The organism is Halomonas sp. 11-S5, assembly GCF_029889825.1.
GTDB lineage: Bacteria > Pseudomonadota > Gammaproteobacteria > Pseudomonadales > Halomonadaceae > Halomonas.
In genome coordinates this window covers 13040-33302 of record NZ_JARANW010000031.1, presented here as the reverse complement: position 1 = coordinate 33302, position 20263 = coordinate 13040, and the positions used below count along the sequence as shown (strand labels likewise).

The following is a 20263-nucleotide window of genomic DNA, read 5'->3' as shown; positions in this document are numbered from 1 at the left end:
GCCCCTGTACTTGGTGCGCGTCGATCACAGCGCCTCTAGACAGGACAACCGCATGGTCCAAAAGAGAGATCTTCCTGCCCTACTAACGGGCGTTATGGCCACGTTTGCCGGGATCGGCGTGGCCCGTTTTGCCTATACACCTCTGCTACCGGCGCTGGTCCAGGAGCAATGGTTCAGCGCCAGTCAGGCCGCCTACCTGGGGGCTGCCAACCTGCTGGGCTACCTGATCGGTGCCTTGGCCGGTCACCCCTTGACCGAGCGTTACCCGAGGCGTGCGGTTATCGGGGCAAGTTTCGCGGGTATCGTCCTGAGCTTCCTGCTCTGCGCTGAGCCGGGCAGCTTCGCTTGGTTTTTCATCTGGCGGCTGGTCTCGGGCATCGCCGGTGGCATCCTCATGGTTGTTGGTCCTTCGTTGGCACTATCTGCCACGACAGCTGACAGGCGTACCAACGTTGGCGCCTTGGTCTTTACCGGCATTGGCCTGGGCGCACTGCTTTCGGCATCGGTAGTGCCGGTGCTGCTTGAGACAAGCCTGATGGCGACCTGGGTCACGTTGGGCCTGCTGTGTCTCGTCGCCGGTATGCTCTGCGATCGGGGCGTCAGCCACCTGGCCTCACCACCTTTGCCATCCTCCGAGGGAGCGAATGGCCAAGGAGGACACGCCGGCATGGTGATGGCCGTGGTGCTGGTTATAGGTGCTTATGCCCTGGATGCGGTGGGCTTCGTGCCGCATACCGTGTTCTGGGTCGACTACCTGACAAGGGAAAACACCCTGGGCCACTATGCCGCTTCTCTGCAATGGGGCATCTTCGGCGTGGGCGCCGTCTGTGGTCCCTTGATCGCCGGCGCTATAGCGCGGCAGGTGGGCTGGCACCATGGCCTAGCCTTGGCATTTCTGGCCAAGGCCGCCGCTGTCATCCTACCGGTATTATCCCTAGCATTCCTCAGCCGGTCGGCTTCCTCGTTCATGGTCGGCGCCATGATCCCCGGCATTGTTGCCCTGACTTCCGGCCGCCTTGCCGAGCTGGTGGGCCCGAGCGAGCACAAGAGACTTTGGGGCCAGGCCACCGCAGCTTTCGCCGCCGCGCAGGCAATTGCTGGTTACGGCATGTCTTGGCTCTACGACCTATGGGGAACCTATACCCCGCTCTTCGCCATCGGCGGGTTCATGTTGGCAGGTGGCTTCGCCCTGATTCTTCTCAGCCATGGCGTGCAAATGCGCCAAGGTAATGAATCTGCTCATCCGTGGAGACAGTGATGGAGCTCTTTCTGAATGCGACATCCCCCTATGCTCGTATGGTTCGCATCGTCGTGCTGGAAATGGATCTGGCCGAGGCGGTCACGCTACGCTGGTGCGACCCTTGGGGTGACGAGTCCGCCTTGCTCGAGGCTAATCCTGCCGGACGCATTCCTGCGTTGGTCACCGAGGAGGGCACCACACTGAGTGAATCGCTCCTCATTGCCACCTACCTGAATGCTCTTGGCCAGAGCGAGACGGTCATCCCCTCGGGCCGGCTCAATGAGGTCCTGCATCTGGCTGGGCTTGGGCAGAGCCTGATGGACGCCGCCTTCACGACAGTGATCTCTAGAAAGCATCACGGCAAAGGGGTCGACGATAGCGTGTTAGGACGACGGCGTTGGCGGGCGATGCAGCGGATCCTTGAACGATTGGAAAGCGAGCTCAATGAAAGCCAGGTATCACCAGCAGTGACCCTGGGAGATATCTCTATAGCGGTTGCGCTGGACTATCTGGCGTTTCGTTTGCCCGAGTTGGACTGGGCAAGTAGCCATCCCCAGCTCCAAGCGTGGCATCGTCTTATCACCGGTGAAGAAAGCTTCCAGCAGACGGTATTTGAGTAGCTAAGAGCCCTGCACACCAGAGCGGCCCTTCGGCCGCTAAGACGTAGTGATCAGTGACTCAGGTTGCCATTTCATAAGACGACTCACGAAAGGCAGGCTATTCCAGTATAAAGTTTGCCGCTACCGACGATCACTGCTTGTCCAGCGATATGGATCAATGAAGCATTATCGTTTCGCTCTGTTTCGGCAAAGATGAGGCTGGGACGACCCATCTCTATACCTTGGTGAATTTTCCATCGATCCAGACCGTGACGTGACATAGCTTCTGCGAGATATCCTGCCAACGCTGCTGCGGCACTCCCGGTAGCAGGGTCTTCACGAACTCCGCCTTCTGTGGAGAACATACGACTGTGTATCGAATGTTCCTGGCCGGAAGCCTTGTCGATTACATAAAGGTAGATCTGTTCGTAGCCGCTCGGTGATACCCACTCCGACCAGGCTTTTGGCGAGGGACGGGCCCGGCTCAGGGCTTCCTGTGAATCGAGTTCGATCAGATGGTAAGGGAGCCCACAGGAAGCCAGAACTGGTTCGCTAATCACCTCCCCTGCATTAAGGCCGAGCAGTTCCTCTGTGGCTGACTGGTTCAGTGTGCTGGCTTGGATATTTAGCGGCGCTGCTGCGGTGAAACGGGCCAGGTCATTGTTGTAGTTCACCACCAAGGATCCGACACCAGCTTCCAGCGTAAGTGGGCGGTCGCGCTTGGCCATTTCCAACTCCGCCAGTAAGTGAGCGGTGCCCACTACTGGATGACCGGCGAAGGGCAGTTCCATGGTCGGCGTAAAGATGCGGATAGGGTAACACGCTGGAGCAATCGCCTCGCCAACGAAGACAGTCTCGGATAGGTTCAATTCGTTGGCTATGGCCTGCATCTTGTTGGAATCTAGTTCGTCGGATTGCGGAAATACTGCGAGCGGGTTTCCAGAAAATGCTCGGTCAGTGAAAACATCGATAAGATAATAATGGTGTTTATTCATTATTTTTCAGTTCCTGTGTTATTGACTATCTGCTTGTCAACTTGGCCCCAACAGTCGGGCAGCGTGAGGTGCCGCTAAATTCTGATCTCGCCATGCACTAATTTCAATCTAACAAAATTAGAATCCTTTCAATAGGGAATCGCATTTTTCCAAAGCGACAACCCGCTTTCTCAGAGCTACTGTGCATGATGCACCCCTGTCCGGGAAACGATCATTAGACGGCCAACCCGAACAATGTCCGAGAATAGCCTTGTTTGATGGGTTTTCGGACAATAAGATAAGCGGATGGATTAACGGACAAAAGGGACGGTCAATGGCGCTGATCGGCTATGCGCGGGTCTCGACGGCGGAGCAGGACACCGCCTTGCAAACAGATGCGCTGCGCAAGGCGGGGTGCGAGCGAATCTTCGATGACACCGTCTCCGGGGCCAAGGCGGAACGACCGGGGCTGACGGCCGCCTTGGCGTCCTCCGCGACGGGGATGTGCTGGTCGTGTGGCGACTGGATCGACTGGGACGCTCGTTGCCGCATCTGATCGAGGTGGTGAGCACCCTGGAGGCGCGTGGTGTCGGATTCCGGTCACTGACCGAAGCCATCGACACCACCACCCCCGGTGGGCGGCTGATCTTCCACGTGTTCGGCGCCCTGGGTCAGTTCGAGCGCGACCTGATCCGTGATCGCACCAAGGCGGGGTTGGCCGCTGCCGCCGCCCGTGGGCGCAAAGGGGGACGCAAGCCCGTCGTCACCGACGACAAGTTGAAGCGGGCCAGGGAACACCTGGCCAATGGGCTGAACGTCCGCGAGGCCGCTGCACGCCTCAAGGTCAGCAAGACGGCCCTCTACGCCGCCTTGAAGGCCAGCCAACCCGATGCCCCAGACCACAGTGCAGCCGACTCCTGACACTCCGTGCGGTCGCCTTCTGAAAATGACAGCTGGGTGCTGGAAAAGGCTCAGAAAGGTCTGGTTCTGGTGTCGACAGGACGAGCTTCGCTCATGCAAAGCCCAGGAAGACGGCCAGCGCTCTGTTGACAGCGATCATGGCGCTGTCGTCGAGGTGGCCGAAGGCCTCTCCAACTCTCTCTCGCTTCACCGTCATTGGCTTGTCCACCATGATCTGGGAGCGTCGCTGCAAACTATTTTCGGGGTTGGGCTCAATATCGAGGCGGATCAACGGCGCATCGACCAGAGTGCTGGATAGCAGCAGCACCGTCACACTGCCGGTTCCGGCAAACTGATCCGACTGGACGATGAGGGCAGGACGAGGCTTTCCAACGTCACCCGACAGGGCAATGGTCACCAGCTCTCCGCGCCTCATGCGTCACCCTCGTCGTCCAGGTCCTGTAGTGCCGCGTCCATGAAGTCCTGCAGATCGCGATCCCCGGCGTCGGCAGCCGCCACGACAGCGCACTGGCGGCGGGCTTCTTCGGCGAAGCCGGGTTGTCGGGTATCCGGTACCCAGATCTGGATCGGGCGCAGGCCGGCCGCACGCAGGGCGGCACGGTGCTTCTTTACCCGTTTTTTCACGTCATTGGTTGCCACCATGGCGATGCCTCCGCTCTGTGTCATGTAGCATACTAGTATGCCTCTACGTTACATGCAACATGAAGCTTATCCAGGAAACGACCGTAAGACCTACGATGATTGACTATGGGCATAAAGATCACACTCCACTCTCGCCGAGACCTGCCCCGGCGCCCATCGTCACCAGGAGATGTCAGGCTTGCAGGCCACAGGCGGCGATAACCCGCGCCAGCCCCTCGCGCTCGGCATCGGGCGTGAACAGCGGCGCGCGCGCCAGCACCTGGCGGCGCAGGCCCTCGATGAAGGCCGGCTGCGCCTCGGCGCGGCGCAGCAGGTCGCGCAGCGCCGCGGTATCGGCCACCGGGAAATAGCCGGCATAGTCGTCGCCCAGCAGGCCGCCGTTGCCCGGGATGTCGGAGGCCAGCACCGGCAGGCCCGCCACGCAGGCCTCGCTGACCACGTTGGCGCCCCCCTCCATGCGCGAGCTGATCACCATCAGCCGGGCCCGGGCCATCCACTGGCGCACCCGCCAGCGGGGCTGGTCGCCGAGCCAGCGATAGCGGGGATTGGCCGCCATCTCGTCGCGGGCCACCTTGGCCCAGGCCTCGTCCAGGGCCCCGCCCAGCTGGATGACCCGCAGCCGCGACGCCGCCGGCAGGTCGCGCACCGCCAGGGCGGCACGCAGCGGGTCCTTCTCCTCGCGCAGGTGGCCGGCCACCAGCACGTCCAGGTGTCGCTGACTTGGCCGCGGCGCACCGGGCGGCAGGGGCCGCGCCGACTGGTGGACGACCTGCAGCCGCGGCAGGAAGCGCGCGGGCAGGTCCTCGGCCAGGCCGTCATGCAGGCCGACCAGGGCATCCGCCGCCGCCAGGCTCTCCTTAAACGCTTCGGGATGGCTATGCTGGAAGCGATAGACATCGGTGCCCGTCAGCACCACCACCAGGGGGCAGCCCGGAAAGGCATGGCGACAGGCGAGGATGGCCCCATAGCTGCGCCAGGCATGCAGTGCCATCACCAGGTCGGGCGGCTGGCCGGCGATAAGCCACTGGCCCGTGTCGTCCTGCGAACCGGCGATCCGCACCCGGCAGCCCAGTGCCCGCAGAAGCCCCGCCCAGCGGGTCGCCGTGGCGCGGTTGCCGGCGCGGGACCCTCGACCCGCCGGGCTGATCAGGGCTACCTTCAATGCCATGGTATCTCCTCGAGGAAGTCAGCATGCCCTCTACACCTCTCAGCACACCGCCGACGCCGCCCCGGGCCGCCGATGAGCTGGCGGAGATGCTCGTCGATGCCCGCACCCGCAGCCTGGCGCTGATGCAGGACATCCTCGAGGCCCGCGAGCTGGGCCCGCGCCTGGCGATCGTCAACCCGCCGCTGTGGGAGCTCGGCCACCTGGGATTCTTCCACGACCACTTCGCCCTGCGCGGCCTGTATGGCCTGCCCGACTACCAGTTTGCCGGCGCCGAGCGGCTTTTCGACTCCGGCAGCATCGCCCATGACGACCGTTGGGCGCTACCGCTACCCTCCCGCGACGAGACACTGGACTACCTGGCGCGGGTGCAGCAAGCGATGCTCGAGCGCCTGCCCGAGGGCATCGCCAGTGCCGCCCAGAGCTATGTCTACCAGCTCACCACCCTGCACGAGGACATGCATGGCGAGGCCTTCCTCTATACCCGCCAGACCCTCGGCGACCCGGCCCCGGACCTGGACATGCCGCCACCGGGCCAGGCCCCCGGCGAGGCCTCGAGCGGCGCCCTGCCCGGGGATGTCGCCATCCCCGGCGGGCGCCACCGGCTGGGCTCCGACGAGACCCTCCCCTTCCGCTTCGACAACGAGAAGCCGCCCCTGGAGGTCGAGGTGGCGCCCTTCTCGATCGCTCGGGCGCCGGTCACCAACCGCGAGTTCGCCGCCTTCGTCGAGGACGGCGGCTACGCGCGGCGCGAGCTGTGGAGCGAGGCCGGCTGGCAGTGGCGCGAGCACCAGACGCTGCTGGGGCCGATCTACTGGCGCCGTGACGCCGACGGCCACTGGGAGGCGCGCTGCTTCGACCGCTGGCGGCCACTGGCTCCCCACCAGCCGGTGGTGCACATCAGCTGGCACGAGGCCGAGGCCTGGTGCCGCTGGGCCGGGCGACGCCTGCCCAGCGAGGCGGAATGGGAAGTGGCCGCCAGCCGTGCGCCGTCGGCCGACGGGAGCGCTCTCGCGCCCGGCAAGCGACGCTTCCCCTGGGGAGAGGCGACGCCGGATGCCGGCCTCGCCAACCTGGACGGCTGGCGGCTCGGCCCGCTGGACGTGGCCGCGCTGCCCGAGGGCGACAGCGCCTTCGGCTGTCGCCAGATGCTGGGCAACGTCTGGGAGTGGACGGCCTCGACCTTCGCCCCCTTCCCGGGCTTCGTGCCCGAGCTCTACCGCGACTACTCGGCCCCCTGGTTCCAGGAAGGGCGCTACGTGCTGCGCGGCGGCGCCTGGGCCACCCGCTCTCGGCTGGCCCACAACAGCTACCGCAACTTCTTCACCCCGGACCGCCACGACACCCTGGCCGGCTTTCGCACCTGCGCCCGTTGAGCGCCGCAATTCTTGAACGCCGCCCCCTGGGCTCAGGTCCCGCGGGACGCCCTGCGAGGAACGTTGCGAGAAGAGCTGCGAGAAGAGTTACGCAGCGCCTCGAAGCCGATGATGACGTCCAGCAGCTCGGTGGTGATCTCATCCTGGCGCACCGATCGCAGCTGGCCCTTCACCTCGTCCAGGCGGTCGTCCACCGACTGCTCGGCCTGCTGCATCAGGGCCAACCGTGCGGCATTCTCGGTGACCATGGCCTCGGCCGAGGCCCGGAAGACACTGGCGAAGATATGGCTGCGCAACAGCGCGGCAAACAGTTCGGCGCTGGGCATCGAATAGTCGGGCAGGGAGCGGGATTGCCATGGCCGGCCGGCGAGCTCCGACAGGAACGCCTGCCCCAGGGGCAGCAGCGGCACCAGCACCGGTTCGTGCTGCCCGCGTCCGGCGCGCCGGGTGAAGGCCAGCGTGACCTTGCGATGGTGAGGCTCGCCGCCGCCGATGTCGTCCAGCCGGGTGACGATGCTGCCCGCCAGGCGCCCGATGCCATCCGCCGAGGCCGGCGGCAGCAGCACGCTCTCGGGGCTGAGGCCCTGCCCCGCCAGGGCGTCATGCATCTGGGCGCCGACACACAGCACCCGAAGCGCACAGCCTTCGGCCGTCGTCGGCACGAGTTCCGCCTGCACCTTCTCGGCGAGCAGTTCATTGTAGTTGCCGCACAGGCCATGGTCGGAGCCGAATACCACCACGATGCTCTCGGCCGGCTCCACGGCCGGCATGGCGATGGGGCCGGTTCTGGCGACAAACGCCTGCAGTCCGCTGCGCACCGTCCGGTGATAGGCCTCGATGGAGCGGGCGGCACGATCAAAGGGCACGGCGTTGATGGCCGAGATCGTCTTCATGGTGTGCACGATTCCGCGGATGCTGGTCAGCGTATCGTCGCGGCGGGTCAGGGCTTCAAGCGTCTGCGTCACGGCCGTCCTCCGACTTGCCGAGGGCGGTGCGCGCCACCGAGAGGATGGCGGCGCGGTCCTCCTCGTCCAGGGGCTCGTTGCGGGCGATGCGCGTGGCGACCCCCGTCAGGGCGTCGCCCACCGAGGCCCGGATGGTGTCCATGGCGGCCACCACCTCGGTCTCCGACAGCCCGTCGAACATGCCCTCCATCGCCGCCAGCAGCACCAGCAGCTGCTCCACGGCCGGTACCGGGTCCCGCTCGGGCTGGCGCAATGCCGCCCGGACCGCCGCGCCCCGGCTCAGGCGAGCCCGGGTGGCGTCGTCCAGGCGGGTGCCGAAGCGAGCAAAGTCCTCCAGCTCCTCGAACTGGGAGAGGGTGACGCGCAGGTTGCCGGCGACGTCCCGGAACGCGCGGTGCTGGGCCTTGCCGCCCACCCGCGACACCGACACCCCGAGATCCACGGCCGGGAACTGATTCTTGCGCACCAGCCGCGGCGACAGGTAGATCTGGCCGTCGGTGATCGAGATGAGGTTGGTCGGGATGTAGGCCGAGAGGTTTTCCGCCTGGGTCTCCACCACCGGCAGGGCGGTGATGGAACCGCCCCCGGCCTCCTCGGTGAACTGGCCGGCCCGCTCGAGCAGCCTGGCATGCACGTAGAAGATGTCCCCGGGGAACGCCTCGCGCCCCGGCGGTCGCCGCAGCAGCAGCGAGAGCTCCCGATAGGAGCGGGCGTGGTGGGTGAGGTCATCGAAGACGACCAGCACGTCCCGGGCCTGGTCGGCGAAGTATTCCGCCATCGTCATCGCCGCATAGGGCGCGATATAGGCCAGGCCCGGCGCGTCCTCGTCGCCGGCGACGACCACGATGGTGTTGGCCAGCTGCCCGCTCTCCCGGAGCGCCTCGATGACCCTGGCCACCGCGTCCCCGCGCTGGCCGATGGCGCAATAGATACTCAGGACCTCCGAGCGGGCCTGGTTGAGGATGGTATCCAGGGCGATGGAGGTCTTGCCGGTCTGGCGGTCACCGATGATCAGTTCCCGCTGCCCCAGGCCGACCGGCACCGCGGCATCGATCGCCTTGAGGCCCGTCGCCAAGGGGCGCGTGACGGGCCCGCGGCTGAGGATGTCCGGCGCCCGGGCCTCCACCGGCCGTTCGGCCACGGCAGTCACCCTGCCCTTGCCGTCCCGGGGCTGGCCGGTGGCGTTGACCACCCGGCCGACCAGGCCCGGTCCCACCGGGACACTGATCACCTTGTGGGTGCGCCAGACATCCTCACCGGCCCTCACGCGCTCCGAGGGGCCCAGCAGCACGACGCCCAGCCGGTCCGGCTCGAGGTCCAGCACCACGCCGCGAACCCCCGAGGCGAAGACCAGCAGCTCATCCGACAGGGCCCGCCCGAGCCCCGAGACCACGGCGATCCCGTCGCCCACGGTGGCGACCGTCCCCACCTCGGCCAGCACCGGCGAGGGGGCGGGGCTGTCAAGCAGGAGGTCGATGAAGTCCTGCACGTCGGGCCGGTGCGTTTCATCCGCCATGAGCGTTCACCCTGCCCGACTCGCCGCTGGCCAGGCGCTCCTTGAGCAGCTCGACCAGCTCATCGGTGTAGCTGTCGACCGTCCAGGCGAGCTCGAGGCTACCGATGCGCAGGACCAGGCCGGGGGACTGGCTCTCATCGGTGGCGAAGCGCAGGGGAAGGCCGGGCACCCGGGCCTGGAGTGCGGCCTTCACCTCTTGCCGGGCGCCCTCCGGCAGCGGGTCATGGGTGGTAGCCACCGCTTCCTCGGCATGCTCAGCGGCCGAGGCCAGCTCGTCCGACAGCGGCGCCAGCTTGCCGATCACGTGCAGGGCGATGTGCTCCTCCAGGCGCTCGTCGGCCAGGTCATGCAGCGCCCGGCCGGCCAGCTGGTAGAGCGTCTCGGCACTCGCCTGGTAGAGTTCCGACGTGAAGCGTTCCCGTTCGCGGGCCAGGTGGGCCAGGGTATCCTGGCGTTCCTGCTCCATCTTCTCGTGGGCCTCGGCCAGCAGGGCGTCCCGCTGCTGCTTCGCCTGCTCACGCACCCGCTCCGCCAGGGCGTCCTGGTCGGCCTGCAGCTTCTGCTGCCGTGCCACGAAGTCCGCCTCCGCGGCAGCCGCCTTGTCCTTGGCCCGTTTGGCCTCCCCCATCCGTTCGGCAATCTCGGCCTCGCGTGAATCGATGCCCTTGAGGATCGGCTTGTAGAGGAAGCGCTTCAGCAACCAGACCAGCACCAGGAAGTTGGCGATCTGGGCGAGGACGGTAACCCAGTCGATCGACATGGCTCAGCCTGCCGCCGGTTGGGTGGTTTGGAGGAAGGCGCCAATGAACGGGTTGGCGAACAGCACGATCATCGCCACCACGAAGCAGTAGATCGCCGTGGACTCGATCATCGCCAGGCTGACGAACAGGGTCCGCGACAGGGTGGAGGCAGAATCCGGCTGCTGGGCGATGGCGTTCAGGGCGGCGGCCGCGGCGCGGCCCTCCCCCAGCGCCGGGCCAATGGCACCGAACGATACCGTCAGTCCCGCGGCGAGGATGGAAACGGCCGCAATCAAGGCTGCATCTGTCATCGATCTTGCTCCTTATGTTCACGTTCGCTGTCGAGATCGTGGTCGGACTTCTTGACGGTGGCCGTGGCCGACGCGATATAGACGGTCGCCAGGATGGCGAAGATGTAGGCCTGGATCAGGCCGGTCAGCAGGCCCAGCACGTCCATCACCACGGGAAAGAAGAACGGCGCCAGGCCCAGCAGTATGCCGGCAATCACCGCGCCGCTCATCACGTTGCCGTAGAGGCGGATGGCCAGTGAGATGCCCCGGGAGAACTCGCTGATGATGTTGAAGGGCAGCATGACGATGGAGGGCTGGATGTAGGTCTTCAGGTAGCCGCCGATGCCCTGCCGGCTGATGCCGAACAGCGGCACGGCGACCAGCACCGACAGGGCCAGGGCCGCGGTGGTCGAGAGCGACGAGGTGGGCGGTGTGAAGCCCGGCACGACCAGCAGCAGGTTGGACAGCGCGATGAACAGGAACAGCGTGCCCGAGAAGTACAGGACGTGGCGCGACGACTGTGGCGAGACCTCCTCGACCTGCCGCTGGATCCCGGTGACGATCACTTCCAGGGTCGTTCGCCAGCGATTCGGCGGCACGTCCGGCCGCAGTTTCCGGGTCACGAGCATCGAGGCGATGGTCAGCACGGCCATGACGATCCAGGTATTGACCACGGTCTCGTTGATGCCGAGGCCCCAGAGGGTGAAGACCGTCGTCTCGTCGGGTGTCAGTTGCATCCGGCCTCCTTTACCCGGGGTAGCCGGGCCATCAGGGTGGCGATGAAACGCACCAGGAAGAAGGCAAGCGCATAACCGGCCAACGCCCAGCCCAGCCTTCCCCCCTCGGTCACCCACCAGCCGGCCGCCAGCAGCCCCCCGATCCGCAGCGCGCCACTGGGCAGCAGGACCGACACGGGCCGAGTCAGGCGCAGCGCCAGGCGGACGCTCAGCGCCAGGCCCAGGAAGTACAGGATACTGACGGCGACACCGGCGCCGAAGCCGGTGATCACGACGTGCCAGTCAATCGTCATCATGCTCGTCCCCCTTGTCGTTGGCTTCCTTGCTGACCCAGGCCCAGGCAATGAAGCTGCCCAGCGCCACGCCCCCCAGGATCAGGGCAATGGTCCACTGAAACGCCTGCGGCATGTGGCGGTCGAGCCACAGCCCCAGAAAGGCGCCGCCCACGGTGGGCACCGCTATCGACCAGCCGATCATGCCGAAGACCCCGAGCCCCCGCAGCGGGCTCGCGCCCGGGTCGTCCCGCGCCCTCTCCCGACGCCGGGCGCGACGGCCGATGTCCTCCACCGGAGACTTCCGCTTGCGGGTCATGGCGTCTTGGGCCGCTGCAGGTCGGCAAACCGCCGCACCATGCCCGCCTCCAGGCGAGACAGGGCAGAGCGGGCCACACGCTCCTCTTCATCCACTTCGACGAAGCTCTCCTGCACGGTCTCCCTCAGCGAGGCCAGGTCGCGGCCCTGGACGCCCCGCCGGATGGCGATGTCCACGTCATGGCCCTTCTTCACCAGGAGCCCCTCGTCGATGCCGAAGATCCGTTCCTGGCCGTCCGCCAGGGTCAGGATCAGCACGGAGGGCACCAGCGCGGTGACGAAGTCGATATGGTTCGGCAGCATGCCGAAGGCCCCGTTCTCCGCCTCCGCAAACAGCCGAGTCGCCGGGCCCTCGAACAGGGTCCGGGTCGGCAGCCGCAGGGTCACCTGCATCTCGGCTGACAGGCTCATGCCTCCTCCTTCAGGTCGGAGAGTGCGCCGATCATGTAGTAGTCACCCTCGTCATGCTCGAAACGGGTCTGGTTCAGGATGGTGTCGCACCCCTCGAGGGTATCGTCGATGGACACGCGCTTGCCCTCGGTCCCGGTGAACGAGCTCGTGGTGAAGAAGGGCTGGGTCAGGAAGCGCTCCAGCCGGCGGGCGCGGGCGACGGTGGCCCGGTCGGCGGCCGAGAGCTCCTCGATGCCCAGCATGGCGATGATGTCGCGAAGCTCCTCGTACTCGGCCAGGGTGCGGCGCACCGCCCGGGCGATGTCGTAGTGCCGCTGCCCCACCACCGAGGGCGTGAGCATGACCGAGGAGGAGGCCAGGGGATCGATGGCCGGGTAGAGGCCCTCGCTGGCCCGCTTGCGCGACAGCACGACCGAGCCCGACAGGTGGGAGAAGATATGCGCGGCCGCGGGGTCGGTGAAGTCATCGGCCGGCACGTAGACGGCCTGGACCGAGGTGATGGCGGCCTTGCGGGTGGAGGTGATGCGCTCCTCCAGCTCCGCCAGCTCGGTCGCCAGCGTCGGCTGGTAGCCCACCCGCGAAGGCATGCGGCCCATCAGCCCGGAGACCTCGGAGCCGGCCTGCACGAAGCGGAAGATGTTGTCGATCAGCAGCAGCACGTCCCGCTGCTGATCGTCGCGGAAGTACTCCGCCATGGTCAGGGCGGTCTTGCCGACCAGGAATCGCACCCCGGGCACCTCGTTCATCTGGCCGAACAGCATCACGGTGTTGTCGCGCACGCCGGCCTCGCCCATTTCGCGGTAGAGCTCCTCCGCTTCGCGGGAGCGCTCGCCGATGCCGCAGAAGAGGCTCACGCCCTTGTGCTGCTGCACGGTGTTGTTGATCAGCTCGGTGATCAGCACGGTCTTGCCCACGCCGGCGCCCCCGAACAGGCCGGTCTTGCCGCCCCGCTCGATGGGCGACAGCAGGTCGATGGCCTTGATGCCGGTCTCCAGTACCTTGCTGCGCACGACCCGATCCTCGAGCCGCGGCGATGGCTGGTGGATGGAGCGCCGCTCCTCGCTCGCCGGGGCCGGCTTGCGGTCGATCGGCACGCCGAACACGTTGAGCATGCGCCCCAGCACGGCGTCGCCGACCGGCACGCTGATCGGCGCGCCGGTGGCCCGCACCGGCATGCCGAGTCCCAGCCCCCTGACCGGCCCCAGCGCCATGCAGCGCACCACCCCATCGTCCGCCAGGCCGGCCACCTCCAGGCCGACCTTTCCGGCATAGAGCAGCTCCCGGATGCCGGGGACCTGCCCGGCAAACCTGACGTCCACGACGCCGCCGCGAATGGCGACGATGGAACCGGTGGCCTCCTCGGCCTCCAAATGGGCTTCATGCTGCGTCATCAGCGCATCCTATGCGTCGGCCGACACCCGCGTGCCTGCCGTTCCCTCCAGTATGGCGAAGGCATCAACCAGCCGGCCGATGCCGCTGATACCCCCATTCTGGGCAAAGTCGCAGGCGGCCGCCAGCTTCGGCCCCATGGAACCGGCCGGCAGGGCCATCTCCCGGGCCTGGGCCACCGTCAGTTCGTGGACCGGGCTCGCGGCGTCGGTGCCGTAATCCCGGTACACCCCGTCGACATCGGTCAACAGCAGCAGGGCGTCGGCACCCAGCTGGCGCGCCAGCAGCGCGCTGGCGGCGTCCTTGTCGATCACCGCCTCCACGCCGATCATGCTGCCGTCCTCCCGGCGCAGGACCGGGATCCCGCCGCCCCCGGTACAGACCACCACCACGTCCTGGGCGAGCAGCAGCTGCAACACCCGCAAGTCCGGGATCTCCAGCGGCGTCGGCGAGGGCACGACCCGGCGCCACTTGTCGCCGTCCCGGGCGATCTGCCAGCCGGCCGCTGCCGCGCGACACTTGGCCTCGTCCCGCTCGTAGACCGGCCCGACGAACTTGGTGGGATTGGCGAAGGCGGGATCCCGGGGGTCCACCACCACCTGGGTCAGCAGAGTGGCCACCGGGCGATCATGGTCGAGCGCGTTCTCCAGCTCCTGCTCGATCATGTAGCCGATCATGCCCTCGCTCTCAGCGCCCAGCACGTCCAGCGGATAGGCCTCGTCCGGCCGATAGGCCGCGCCCTGCAGCGCCAGCAGGCCCACCTGGGGGCCGTTGCCATGGGTGATCACCAGCTGGTGCCCGGCGTGCACGATCTCGGCCAGCGCGCGGACCGCCAACTGCACGTTACCGCGTTGCGCCGCGGCCGTCAGCGGCTCGCCGCGCTTCAGGAGGGCGTTGCCGCCCAGTGCCACCACCACCAGCATGTCAGCCTCCCAGGGTCGCGACGAGCACCGCCTTGATGGTGTGGAGCCGGTTCTCGGCCTGGTCGAAGACGATGGAGGCGGGGCTCTCGAACACCTCCTCGGTCACTTCCATGGCATCGAGCCCGAAGGTCTCCTTCATCTCCCTGCCCACCGAGGTCTCGGTGTTGTGAAACGCCGGCAGGCAATGCATGAAGCGTACCCGGGGATTGCCGCTCCTGGCCATCAGGTCGGCGTTCACCTGATAGGGCATCAGCAGCTTGATGCGCTCGGCCCACTTCTCTTTGGGCTCGCCCATGGAGACCCAGACATCGGTGTAGACGACATCGACCCCGGCCACGGCTTCGTCGATGTCGTCGGTGATCATGATCCTGGCACCGGTCTCTGCCGCGAGCGACCTGACCTCCTCCTGCACGGACGGGGAGGTCCAGCAGGCCCTGGGCGCACAGAGCCGCACGTCCATGCCCATCTTGGCCCCGCCGATCAGCAGGCTGTCCCCCATGTTGTTGGCGGCATCGCCGAGGAACACGTAGGACACCTCGCGCAGCGGCTTCTCCACGTGCTCCTGCATGGTCAGCAGGTCCGCGAGGATCTGGGTGGGGTGAAACTCGTTGGTCAGGCCATTGTAGACCGGCACGCCTGCATGGGCGGCCAGCTCCTCCACGATGGCCTGCCCGAAGCCGCGGTACTCAATGGCATCGTAGACCCGGCCCAGGACCCGGGCGGTGTCCTTCACCGACTCCTTGTGACCGAGGTGGTTGCCGCTGGGGCCGAGGTAGGTGACGCGGGCGCCCTGATCGTAGGCCGCCACCTCGAAGCCGACCCGGGTGCGGGTGGAGTCCTTCTCGAAGATCAGCGCGATGTCCTTGCCCACGAGGGTCGGCACCTCGGTGCCGGCGTACTTGGCGGCCTTGAGGTCCGCGGCCAGCTTCAGCAGGAAGCCGATCTCCTGCGGGGTGAAGTCGCGCAGTGTCAGGAAATGCCGGTGCTTGAGATTGAATGCCATGGTGCGGTTCCTTCCCTGTCAGATCGGGTCACGGCGGGTGGGGCAGCTCATGCAGCGCCCGCCGCCGCGCCCCCGGCCCAGCTCGGCACCGGGAATGGCCAGCACCTCGATGCCCGCCGCCTCCAGTGCCGCATTGGTGTCGTCGTTGCGATCGTAGCCCACGACGACACCGGGACTCAGCGCCAGCACGTTGTTGCCGTCGTTCCACTGCTCACGCTCGCGTTCCTCCGGGGTATCGCCGCCTGTAGGCACCACGTCCAGCGCCCCATACCCCAGCACCTCGGCGACCAGGTCGAAGAGGTGGCGCGGGTCCTGGCGGAAGGCCAGCGTCCTGCCCTCCTCGCCGGGACGCAGGTCGTAGCAGACCACCCCATCCGCGACCTCCTTGAAGGCGGTCACCACGTTGCCGCCACAGAAGGTGAAGACCGTGTCCAGGTGCATGGCCAACCGGGCCCTGGGGAGCTGGCAGGCGATTACTCGGTGGACGCTGCCCTCCTCGAACAGCGCCTTCGCCAGCTGGCCGATGGCCTGGGGCGAGGAGCGCTCGCCCATGCCCACCAGCACCGTGCCGTGCCCCACCGGCATGATGTCGCCGCCTTCCAGGGTGGCGAGGCCATGGTCGGCCAGTGGATCCCCCCAATGCACCTTCACTCGGCCCGCGAAGGCCGGATGGAAGGCGTAGATGGCGGCCATCAGCAGGGTCTCCGGCTGGCGGGCACTCCAGAACATCGGGTTGAGGGTGACGCCACCGTGGATCCAAGCGCTGTTGTCGCGGGTGAACAGGAAGTTGGGCAGGGGCGGCAGCACGAAGCCGAAGTGGCCGAGGTGGTTGCCGAAGAGCCCCACCGGGTCGAAGGGCAGGTCACCCACTTCCAGGCCGCCGATCAGGAACTCGGCCAGGGTCCTGCTCGGCAGCTCGTCCATCCAGGCGCGCAGGTCCGACATCATGCCCACCCCGATGTGGTTCCAGGTGATCCGGTGGTCCAGCACCCAGGCGCGGGCTTCGTGGATATCGAGGGTCTCGGCCAGCAGCGCGTTGACGTCGAGGACCTCCACGCCCCTTCCCCGCATCACGCCGGCGAAGACGTCATGATCCTTCTGGGCTTGCTTGACCCAGAAGACGTCGTCGAAGAGCAGGGTATCGCAGTTGGAGGGGGTCAGCCGCCGGTGGGCCAGGCCCGGCCGGCAGACGATCACCTGCCGCAGGATGCCGGTCTCGGAATGCACGCCGAGGTCGGGCGGCGCGTCATGGGAAGGGTCAGTCATGGCAGCACTCCTTTCCGTCGGGCGTCATGGGCGTTGAACACGGCCATTCGTCACGGCTGTTATTCACCCCCTTCATCAGAGAAGGGCCCCGAGACTGATGACCAGGCTGATGAAGAGGGTCAGTATCAGCAGCAGCGGCCAGATGAAGACCAGCCAGCGGTCGTAGGAGACGCGACCGATGGTCAGGCCGCCGATCACCACCGCGAAGGTGGGATTGATCAGGTTCACCAGGCCATTGGCGGACTGGTAGGCGGTCACCACCAGGTCCCGCCCGACGTTCGCGAAGTCCGCCAGCGGGGCGAGGATCGGCATGGAAAGCACCGCGAGGCCGGAGGACGAAGGCACGAAGAAGCTCATGCCCACCTCGATCCAGAACATCAGGTTGATGAAGGCGAGCTGGGGCAGGTCCCCCAGCGACGCCTCGGCACTGTGCAGGATGGTGTCGGCGATCATGCCCTGCTCCATGATCACCACGATGCCGCGTGCCAGGCCGACCACCAGGGCCACGCCCAGCAGCTCCCGGGCCCCGTCGACGAAGCTGCTGGTCAGCGTCTTCTCGCCCAGACGGGCGACGAGGCCGATCACGATGGCGGCGCCGAAGAACAGGGCCCCCATGCGCGCCATCCACCAGCCCTGGGTGGAGACGCCCCAGATCATGACCGCAAAGGTCAGGGCGAAGATCGTCAACGCGATGATCTGAGTGGCGGTGAGGGTGGCGTTCTCGATGTCGTCGCCCTCCTGCCCTTTCAGGAACAGGCGCCGGTGGGCGTCCCACTGCTTGGCAACCACAGAACGGGAGGGGTCGGCCTTGACGCGTGCGGCATAGCGCATGACATAGGCGATGCAGATCAGCAGGCCGCCGATCAGCAAGATGAACCGCAGCACGATGCCATCAGTGAAGGGAATATCGGCCGCGTTGGCCGCGATGACGGTGGCAAATGGATTGATGGTGGAACCGAGTACCCCGATGCCCGCGCCAATCAGGATGATGGCCACGCCGGTGACGGCGTCGTAACCGGCCACCAGTATCACCGGGATCAGGATGGCGTAGAAGGCGAGGGTTTCCTCCGCCATGCCATAGGTCGTTCCGCCCAGGGCAAACAGTGTCATCAGGATCGGGATCATCCAGATCTCATGGCCTTCCAGGTGTCGCATGGCGCTGCGTATGCCAGTGTCGATGGCCCCGGTGGCGTTCATGACGCCCAGGAACCCGCCGAGGAACAGGATGAACAGCGCCACATCGATGGCGTTGGCGGCATAGCTGTCCGGGTCGTAGAAGCCGGCGGTGGGGGCCAGCATGACCTCGACGAACCCCTGCGGGTTGGACTCCACCGTCTGGTAGGTGCCGGGCACGGCCACCTCGCGGCCGACCTCCTCGTTCATGGCCCGGTCGTACTGTCCGGCCGGGATGATCCAGGTCAGGGCGGCGACGAGGATGATCAGGCCGAAGAGGATGGTGTAGGCGGTGGGGAAACGCGAGGCGAGGTCACGTTCCGCGTCGGGGGTTGGCTTGCCGTCCTGGGTCATGGCGCGTCTCCCTGTCATCGACCAAGTGTGATCAACCGCATGCTCGAGGCCAGGCCAGGTCCTCGAACACCTCGGCAGGCTCCGTCGCCATTCGAAGCGAGCCCGTCTTGACACAGGATAGTCCAAGCCGCCGGCCTCGGTGCCCGGGGGTGATGAAGGTCAACCAACGACAGGAGGGCACCGCACGGCCGTGCCGGGGCCACACGGTGCCTGACGGGACACCGCGGCAAAACGACGCAGGCCGCGGACGGGGAGGCAGCAGAAGCAGGGGAGCATCACTCCGGCAGATCGGTCACCGCCCCGGTGGAGGCCGAGCTCACCGTTCGCGCGTACTTGGCCAACACCCCCCGCGCATAACGCGGTTCGGGCTGGCGCCAGGCCGCACGACGGCGCATCAGCTCCTCGTCAGGCAGGTCGACGTCGATGGTATCGGCCTCGGCATCGAGGGTGATCAGGTCGCCATCCTCCACCAGCGCCAGGGGGCCGCCGTCGAAGGCCTCGGGGGTCACGTGGCCCACCACGAAGCCGTGGCTGCCGCCGGAGAAGCGCCCGTCGGTGATCAGTGCCACCTCGCTGCCGAGCCCCCGGCCCATGATCGCCGAGGTGGGCGTGAGCATCTCGCGCATGCCGGGGCCGCCCTTGGGTCCCTCGTAGCGGATCACCACCACGTCGCCGGCCACCACGGTGCCGTCGTTGATGCGCGCCTGGGCCTCCTCCTCGGAGCCGAAAACCCGGGCGGAGCCTGCAAAGTGCGTTCCCTCCTTGCCGGTGATCTTGGCCACCGCCCCTTCCGGCGCAAGGTTGCCGTAGAGGATGCGCAGGTGGCTCTCGGCCTTCACGGGCCGATCCAGCGCCGCGATGATCTGCTGGTCATCGGGATAGGGGGCGACATCGGCCAGGTTCTCGGCCAGCGTCTGGCCGGTCACGGTCAGGCAGTCGCCGTGCAGCAGACCGGCGTCGAGCAGGGTCTTCATCAGCGGCTGGATGCCGCCGATCGCCACCAGCTCGCTCATCATGTAGTGGCCGCTGGGCCGCAGGTCGGCCACCACCGGCACGCGCTTGCCGATGGTGGTGAAATCCTCAAGGGAGAGCGCGACGCCGATGGTGCTGGCCATGCCGATCAGGTGCAGCACCGCATTGGTGGAACCGCCCAGGGCGATCACCATGGTGATGGCGTTCTCGAAGGCCTGGCGGGTCATGATGTCGGAGGGCTTGATGTCGCGCTCGAGCAGCGTGAGTACCGCCGCACCGGCGGCCTCACAGTCCTCTCGCTTGTCCCGGGAGACGGCATTCTGCGCCGAGCTGCCCGGCAGGCTCATGCCCAGCGCCTCGATGGCCGAGGCCATGGTGTTGGCGGTGTACATGCCCCCGCAGGAGCCGGGGCCGGGAATCGCCGTCTCCTCGATCTGCTTCACCTCGATCAGGTCCAGGTCGCCGCGGCTGTAGGCGCCCATGGCCTCGAACACCGAGACGATGTCGGTGTGGCCTTCGCCGGGCAGGATGGTCCCGCCGTAGACGAAGACGCTGGGGCGATCGAGCCTCGCCAGGCCCATCAGGCAGCCCGGCATGTTCTTGTCGCAGCCGCCGATGGCCACCAGGCCGTCGAAGCCCTCGCAGCCGGCCACCGTCTCGATGGAGTCGGCGATCACCTCCCGCGACACCAGCGAGTACTTCATGCCCTCGGTGCCGTTGGCGATGCCGTCGGAGATGGTGATGGTGTTGAAGATCACCCCCTTGCCGCCGGCCGCATCGGCGCCGTCGCTGGCCCGGCGGGCCAGCTCGTCGATATGGCTGTTGCAGGGGGTGAGGTTGCTCCAGGTGGAGGCGATGCCCACCTGGGGCTTGGCGAAGTCGCTGTCGGTGAAGCCCACCGCCCGGAGCATCGCGCGGCTGGCGGACTTGCCGACCCCGTCCACCACCGGGGCGGAGTGGCGGCGACGGGGATCCTTCGGGATATCGCTCATGGGGGCCTCCTCTGATCGATCATAA

The 20263-nt window shown here is 66.8% G+C and carries 21 protein-coding genes and 1 pseudogene; 4 read left to right on the top strand and 18 right to left on the bottom strand.

Annotated features, from left to right (window positions below; genetic code table 11):
- Nucleotides 1-52: 52 nt before the first annotated feature.
- Nucleotides 53-1258 (top strand): YbfB/YjiJ family MFS transporter, encoded by a 1206-nt coding sequence (locus OP497_RS15935; RefSeq protein WP_280550171.1) that lies wholly within the window; start codon nucleotides 53-55, stop codon nucleotides 1256-1258.
- Nucleotides 1258-1860 carry a glutathione S-transferase N-terminal domain-containing protein gene (locus OP497_RS15930; protein ID WP_280550169.1) on the top strand — a complete coding sequence of 201 codons (603 nt, stop codon included), beginning with the start codon at nucleotides 1258-1260 and terminating at the stop codon, nucleotides 1858-1860. Before OP497_RS15935 ends, OP497_RS15930 begins: the two co-directional genes overlap by 1 nt.
- An 83-nt stretch (nucleotides 1861-1943) precedes the next feature.
- Here OP497_RS15930 and OP497_RS15925 read toward each other — a convergent pair whose 3' ends face one another.
- Nucleotides 1944-2834, bottom strand: a complete 891-nt coding sequence (locus OP497_RS15925) for a PhzF family phenazine biosynthesis protein (protein WP_280550167.1) — start codon at nucleotides 2832-2834, stop codon at nucleotides 1944-1946.
- A gap of 313 nt (nucleotides 2835-3147) precedes the next feature.
- On the opposite strand from OP497_RS15925, the pseudogene OP497_RS15920 reads away from it, so the two are divergent.
- Nucleotides 3148-3734, top strand: a pseudogene (locus OP497_RS15920) (recombinase family protein).
- 91 nt (nucleotides 3735-3825) lie between these two features.
- Here the strand turns inward: OP497_RS15920 and OP497_RS15915 are convergent.
- From OP497_RS15915 to senB, 3 genes are all read right to left on the bottom strand, one after another.
- The gene (locus OP497_RS15915) at nucleotides 3826-4149 is read right to left on the bottom strand and encodes a type II toxin-antitoxin system PemK/MazF family toxin (protein ID WP_280550166.1); all 324 of its coding nucleotides are present in this window, start codon (nucleotides 4147-4149) and stop codon (nucleotides 3826-3828) included.
- Complete coding sequence (locus OP497_RS15910) at nucleotides 4146-4376, bottom strand: antitoxin MazE family protein (protein WP_280550165.1); 231 nt, start codon at nucleotides 4374-4376, stop codon at nucleotides 4146-4148. Before OP497_RS15910 ends, OP497_RS15915 begins: the two co-directional genes overlap by 4 nt.
- Nucleotides 4377-4548: 172 nt before the next feature.
- Nucleotides 4549-5544 carry a selenoneine biosynthesis selenosugar synthase SenB gene (gene senB / locus OP497_RS15905; protein WP_280550164.1) on the bottom strand — a complete coding sequence of 332 codons (996 nt, stop codon included), beginning with the start codon at nucleotides 5542-5544 and terminating at the stop codon, nucleotides 4549-4551.
- 23 nt (nucleotides 5545-5567) lie between these two features.
- Between senB and senA the strand changes: the two genes are divergently transcribed.
- Entirely contained in the window at nucleotides 5568-6917 is a 1350-nt protein-coding gene (gene senA, locus OP497_RS15900; RefSeq protein WP_280550162.1) for a selenoneine synthase SenA, read from the top strand.
- Nucleotides 6918-6949: 32 nt separating this feature from the next.
- Here the strand turns inward: senA and OP497_RS15895 are convergent, their stop codons facing one another.
- The 14 genes from OP497_RS15895 to ilvD form a co-directional block, all read right to left on the bottom strand.
- Nucleotides 6950-7882: a FoF1 ATP synthase subunit gamma gene (locus OP497_RS15895; RefSeq protein WP_280550160.1), complete on the bottom strand. Its 933-nt coding sequence runs from the start codon at nucleotides 7880-7882 to the stop codon at nucleotides 6950-6952.
- Entirely contained in the window at nucleotides 7866-9398 is a 1533-nt protein-coding gene (locus tag OP497_RS15890) for a F0F1 ATP synthase subunit alpha (RefSeq protein WP_280550157.1), read from the bottom strand. The genes OP497_RS15895 and OP497_RS15890 overlap by 17 nt, the downstream gene beginning before the upstream one ends.
- The gene (locus OP497_RS15885) at nucleotides 9388-10158 is read right to left on the bottom strand and encodes a hypothetical protein (protein WP_280550155.1); all 771 of its coding nucleotides are present in this window, start codon (nucleotides 10156-10158) and stop codon (nucleotides 9388-9390) included. Before OP497_RS15885 ends, OP497_RS15890 begins: the two co-directional genes overlap by 11 nt.
- 3 nt (nucleotides 10159-10161) lie before the next feature.
- Entirely contained in the window at nucleotides 10162-10449 is a 288-nt protein-coding gene (locus OP497_RS15880) for a F0F1 ATP synthase subunit C (RefSeq protein WP_280550153.1), read from the bottom strand.
- Nucleotides 10446-11165, bottom strand: a complete 720-nt coding sequence (locus OP497_RS15875) for a F0F1 ATP synthase subunit A (RefSeq protein ID WP_280550151.1) — start codon at nucleotides 11163-11165, stop codon at nucleotides 10446-10448. Before OP497_RS15875 ends, OP497_RS15880 begins: the two co-directional genes overlap by 4 nt.
- Nucleotides 11156-11461, bottom strand: coding sequence for a hypothetical protein (locus OP497_RS15870; protein ID WP_280550150.1), 306 nt, complete (start codon nucleotides 11459-11461; stop codon nucleotides 11156-11158). The genes OP497_RS15875 and OP497_RS15870 overlap by 10 nt, the downstream gene beginning before the upstream one ends.
- The gene (locus OP497_RS15865) at nucleotides 11448-11756 is read right to left on the bottom strand and encodes an AtpZ/AtpI family protein (protein WP_280550148.1); all 309 of its coding nucleotides are present in this window, start codon (nucleotides 11754-11756) and stop codon (nucleotides 11448-11450) included. Before OP497_RS15865 ends, OP497_RS15870 begins: the two co-directional genes overlap by 14 nt.
- The gene (locus OP497_RS15860; RefSeq protein ID WP_280550146.1) at nucleotides 11753-12166 is read right to left on the bottom strand and encodes a F0F1 ATP synthase subunit epsilon; all 414 of its coding nucleotides are present in this window, start codon (nucleotides 12164-12166) and stop codon (nucleotides 11753-11755) included. The genes OP497_RS15865 and OP497_RS15860 overlap by 4 nt, the downstream gene beginning before the upstream one ends.
- A complete protein-coding gene (gene atpD / locus OP497_RS15855; protein ID WP_280550144.1) occupies nucleotides 12163-13557 on the bottom strand; it encodes a F0F1 ATP synthase subunit beta in 1395 nt (464 codons plus the stop codon). Before atpD ends, OP497_RS15860 begins: the two co-directional genes overlap by 4 nt.
- Nucleotides 13558-13566: 9 nt before the next feature.
- On the bottom strand, nucleotides 13567-14478 hold the full coding sequence (gene arcC / locus OP497_RS15850; protein ID WP_280550142.1) for a carbamate kinase: 912 nt from the start codon (nucleotides 14476-14478) through the stop codon (nucleotides 13567-13569).
- A 1-nt stretch (nucleotide 14479) separates the two neighbouring features.
- The gene (gene argF / locus OP497_RS15845) at nucleotides 14480-15481 is read right to left on the bottom strand and encodes an ornithine carbamoyltransferase (RefSeq protein WP_280550140.1); all 1002 of its coding nucleotides are present in this window, start codon (nucleotides 15479-15481) and stop codon (nucleotides 14480-14482) included.
- An 18-nt stretch (nucleotides 15482-15499) separates the two neighbouring features.
- On the bottom strand, nucleotides 15500-16747 hold the full coding sequence (locus OP497_RS15840; RefSeq protein WP_280550138.1) for an arginine deiminase: 1248 nt from the start codon (nucleotides 16745-16747) through the stop codon (nucleotides 15500-15502).
- Between the two features lie 75 nt (nucleotides 16748-16822).
- A complete protein-coding gene (locus OP497_RS15835; protein ID WP_280550135.1) occupies nucleotides 16823-18274 on the bottom strand; it encodes a YfcC family protein in 1452 nt (483 codons plus the stop codon).
- A 275-nt stretch (nucleotides 18275-18549) separates the two neighbouring features.
- On the bottom strand, nucleotides 18550-20238 hold the full coding sequence (ilvD, locus tag OP497_RS15830; RefSeq protein WP_280550133.1) for a dihydroxy-acid dehydratase: 1689 nt from the start codon (nucleotides 20236-20238) through the stop codon (nucleotides 18550-18552).
- Between the last annotated feature and the right edge of the window lie 25 nt (nucleotides 20239-20263).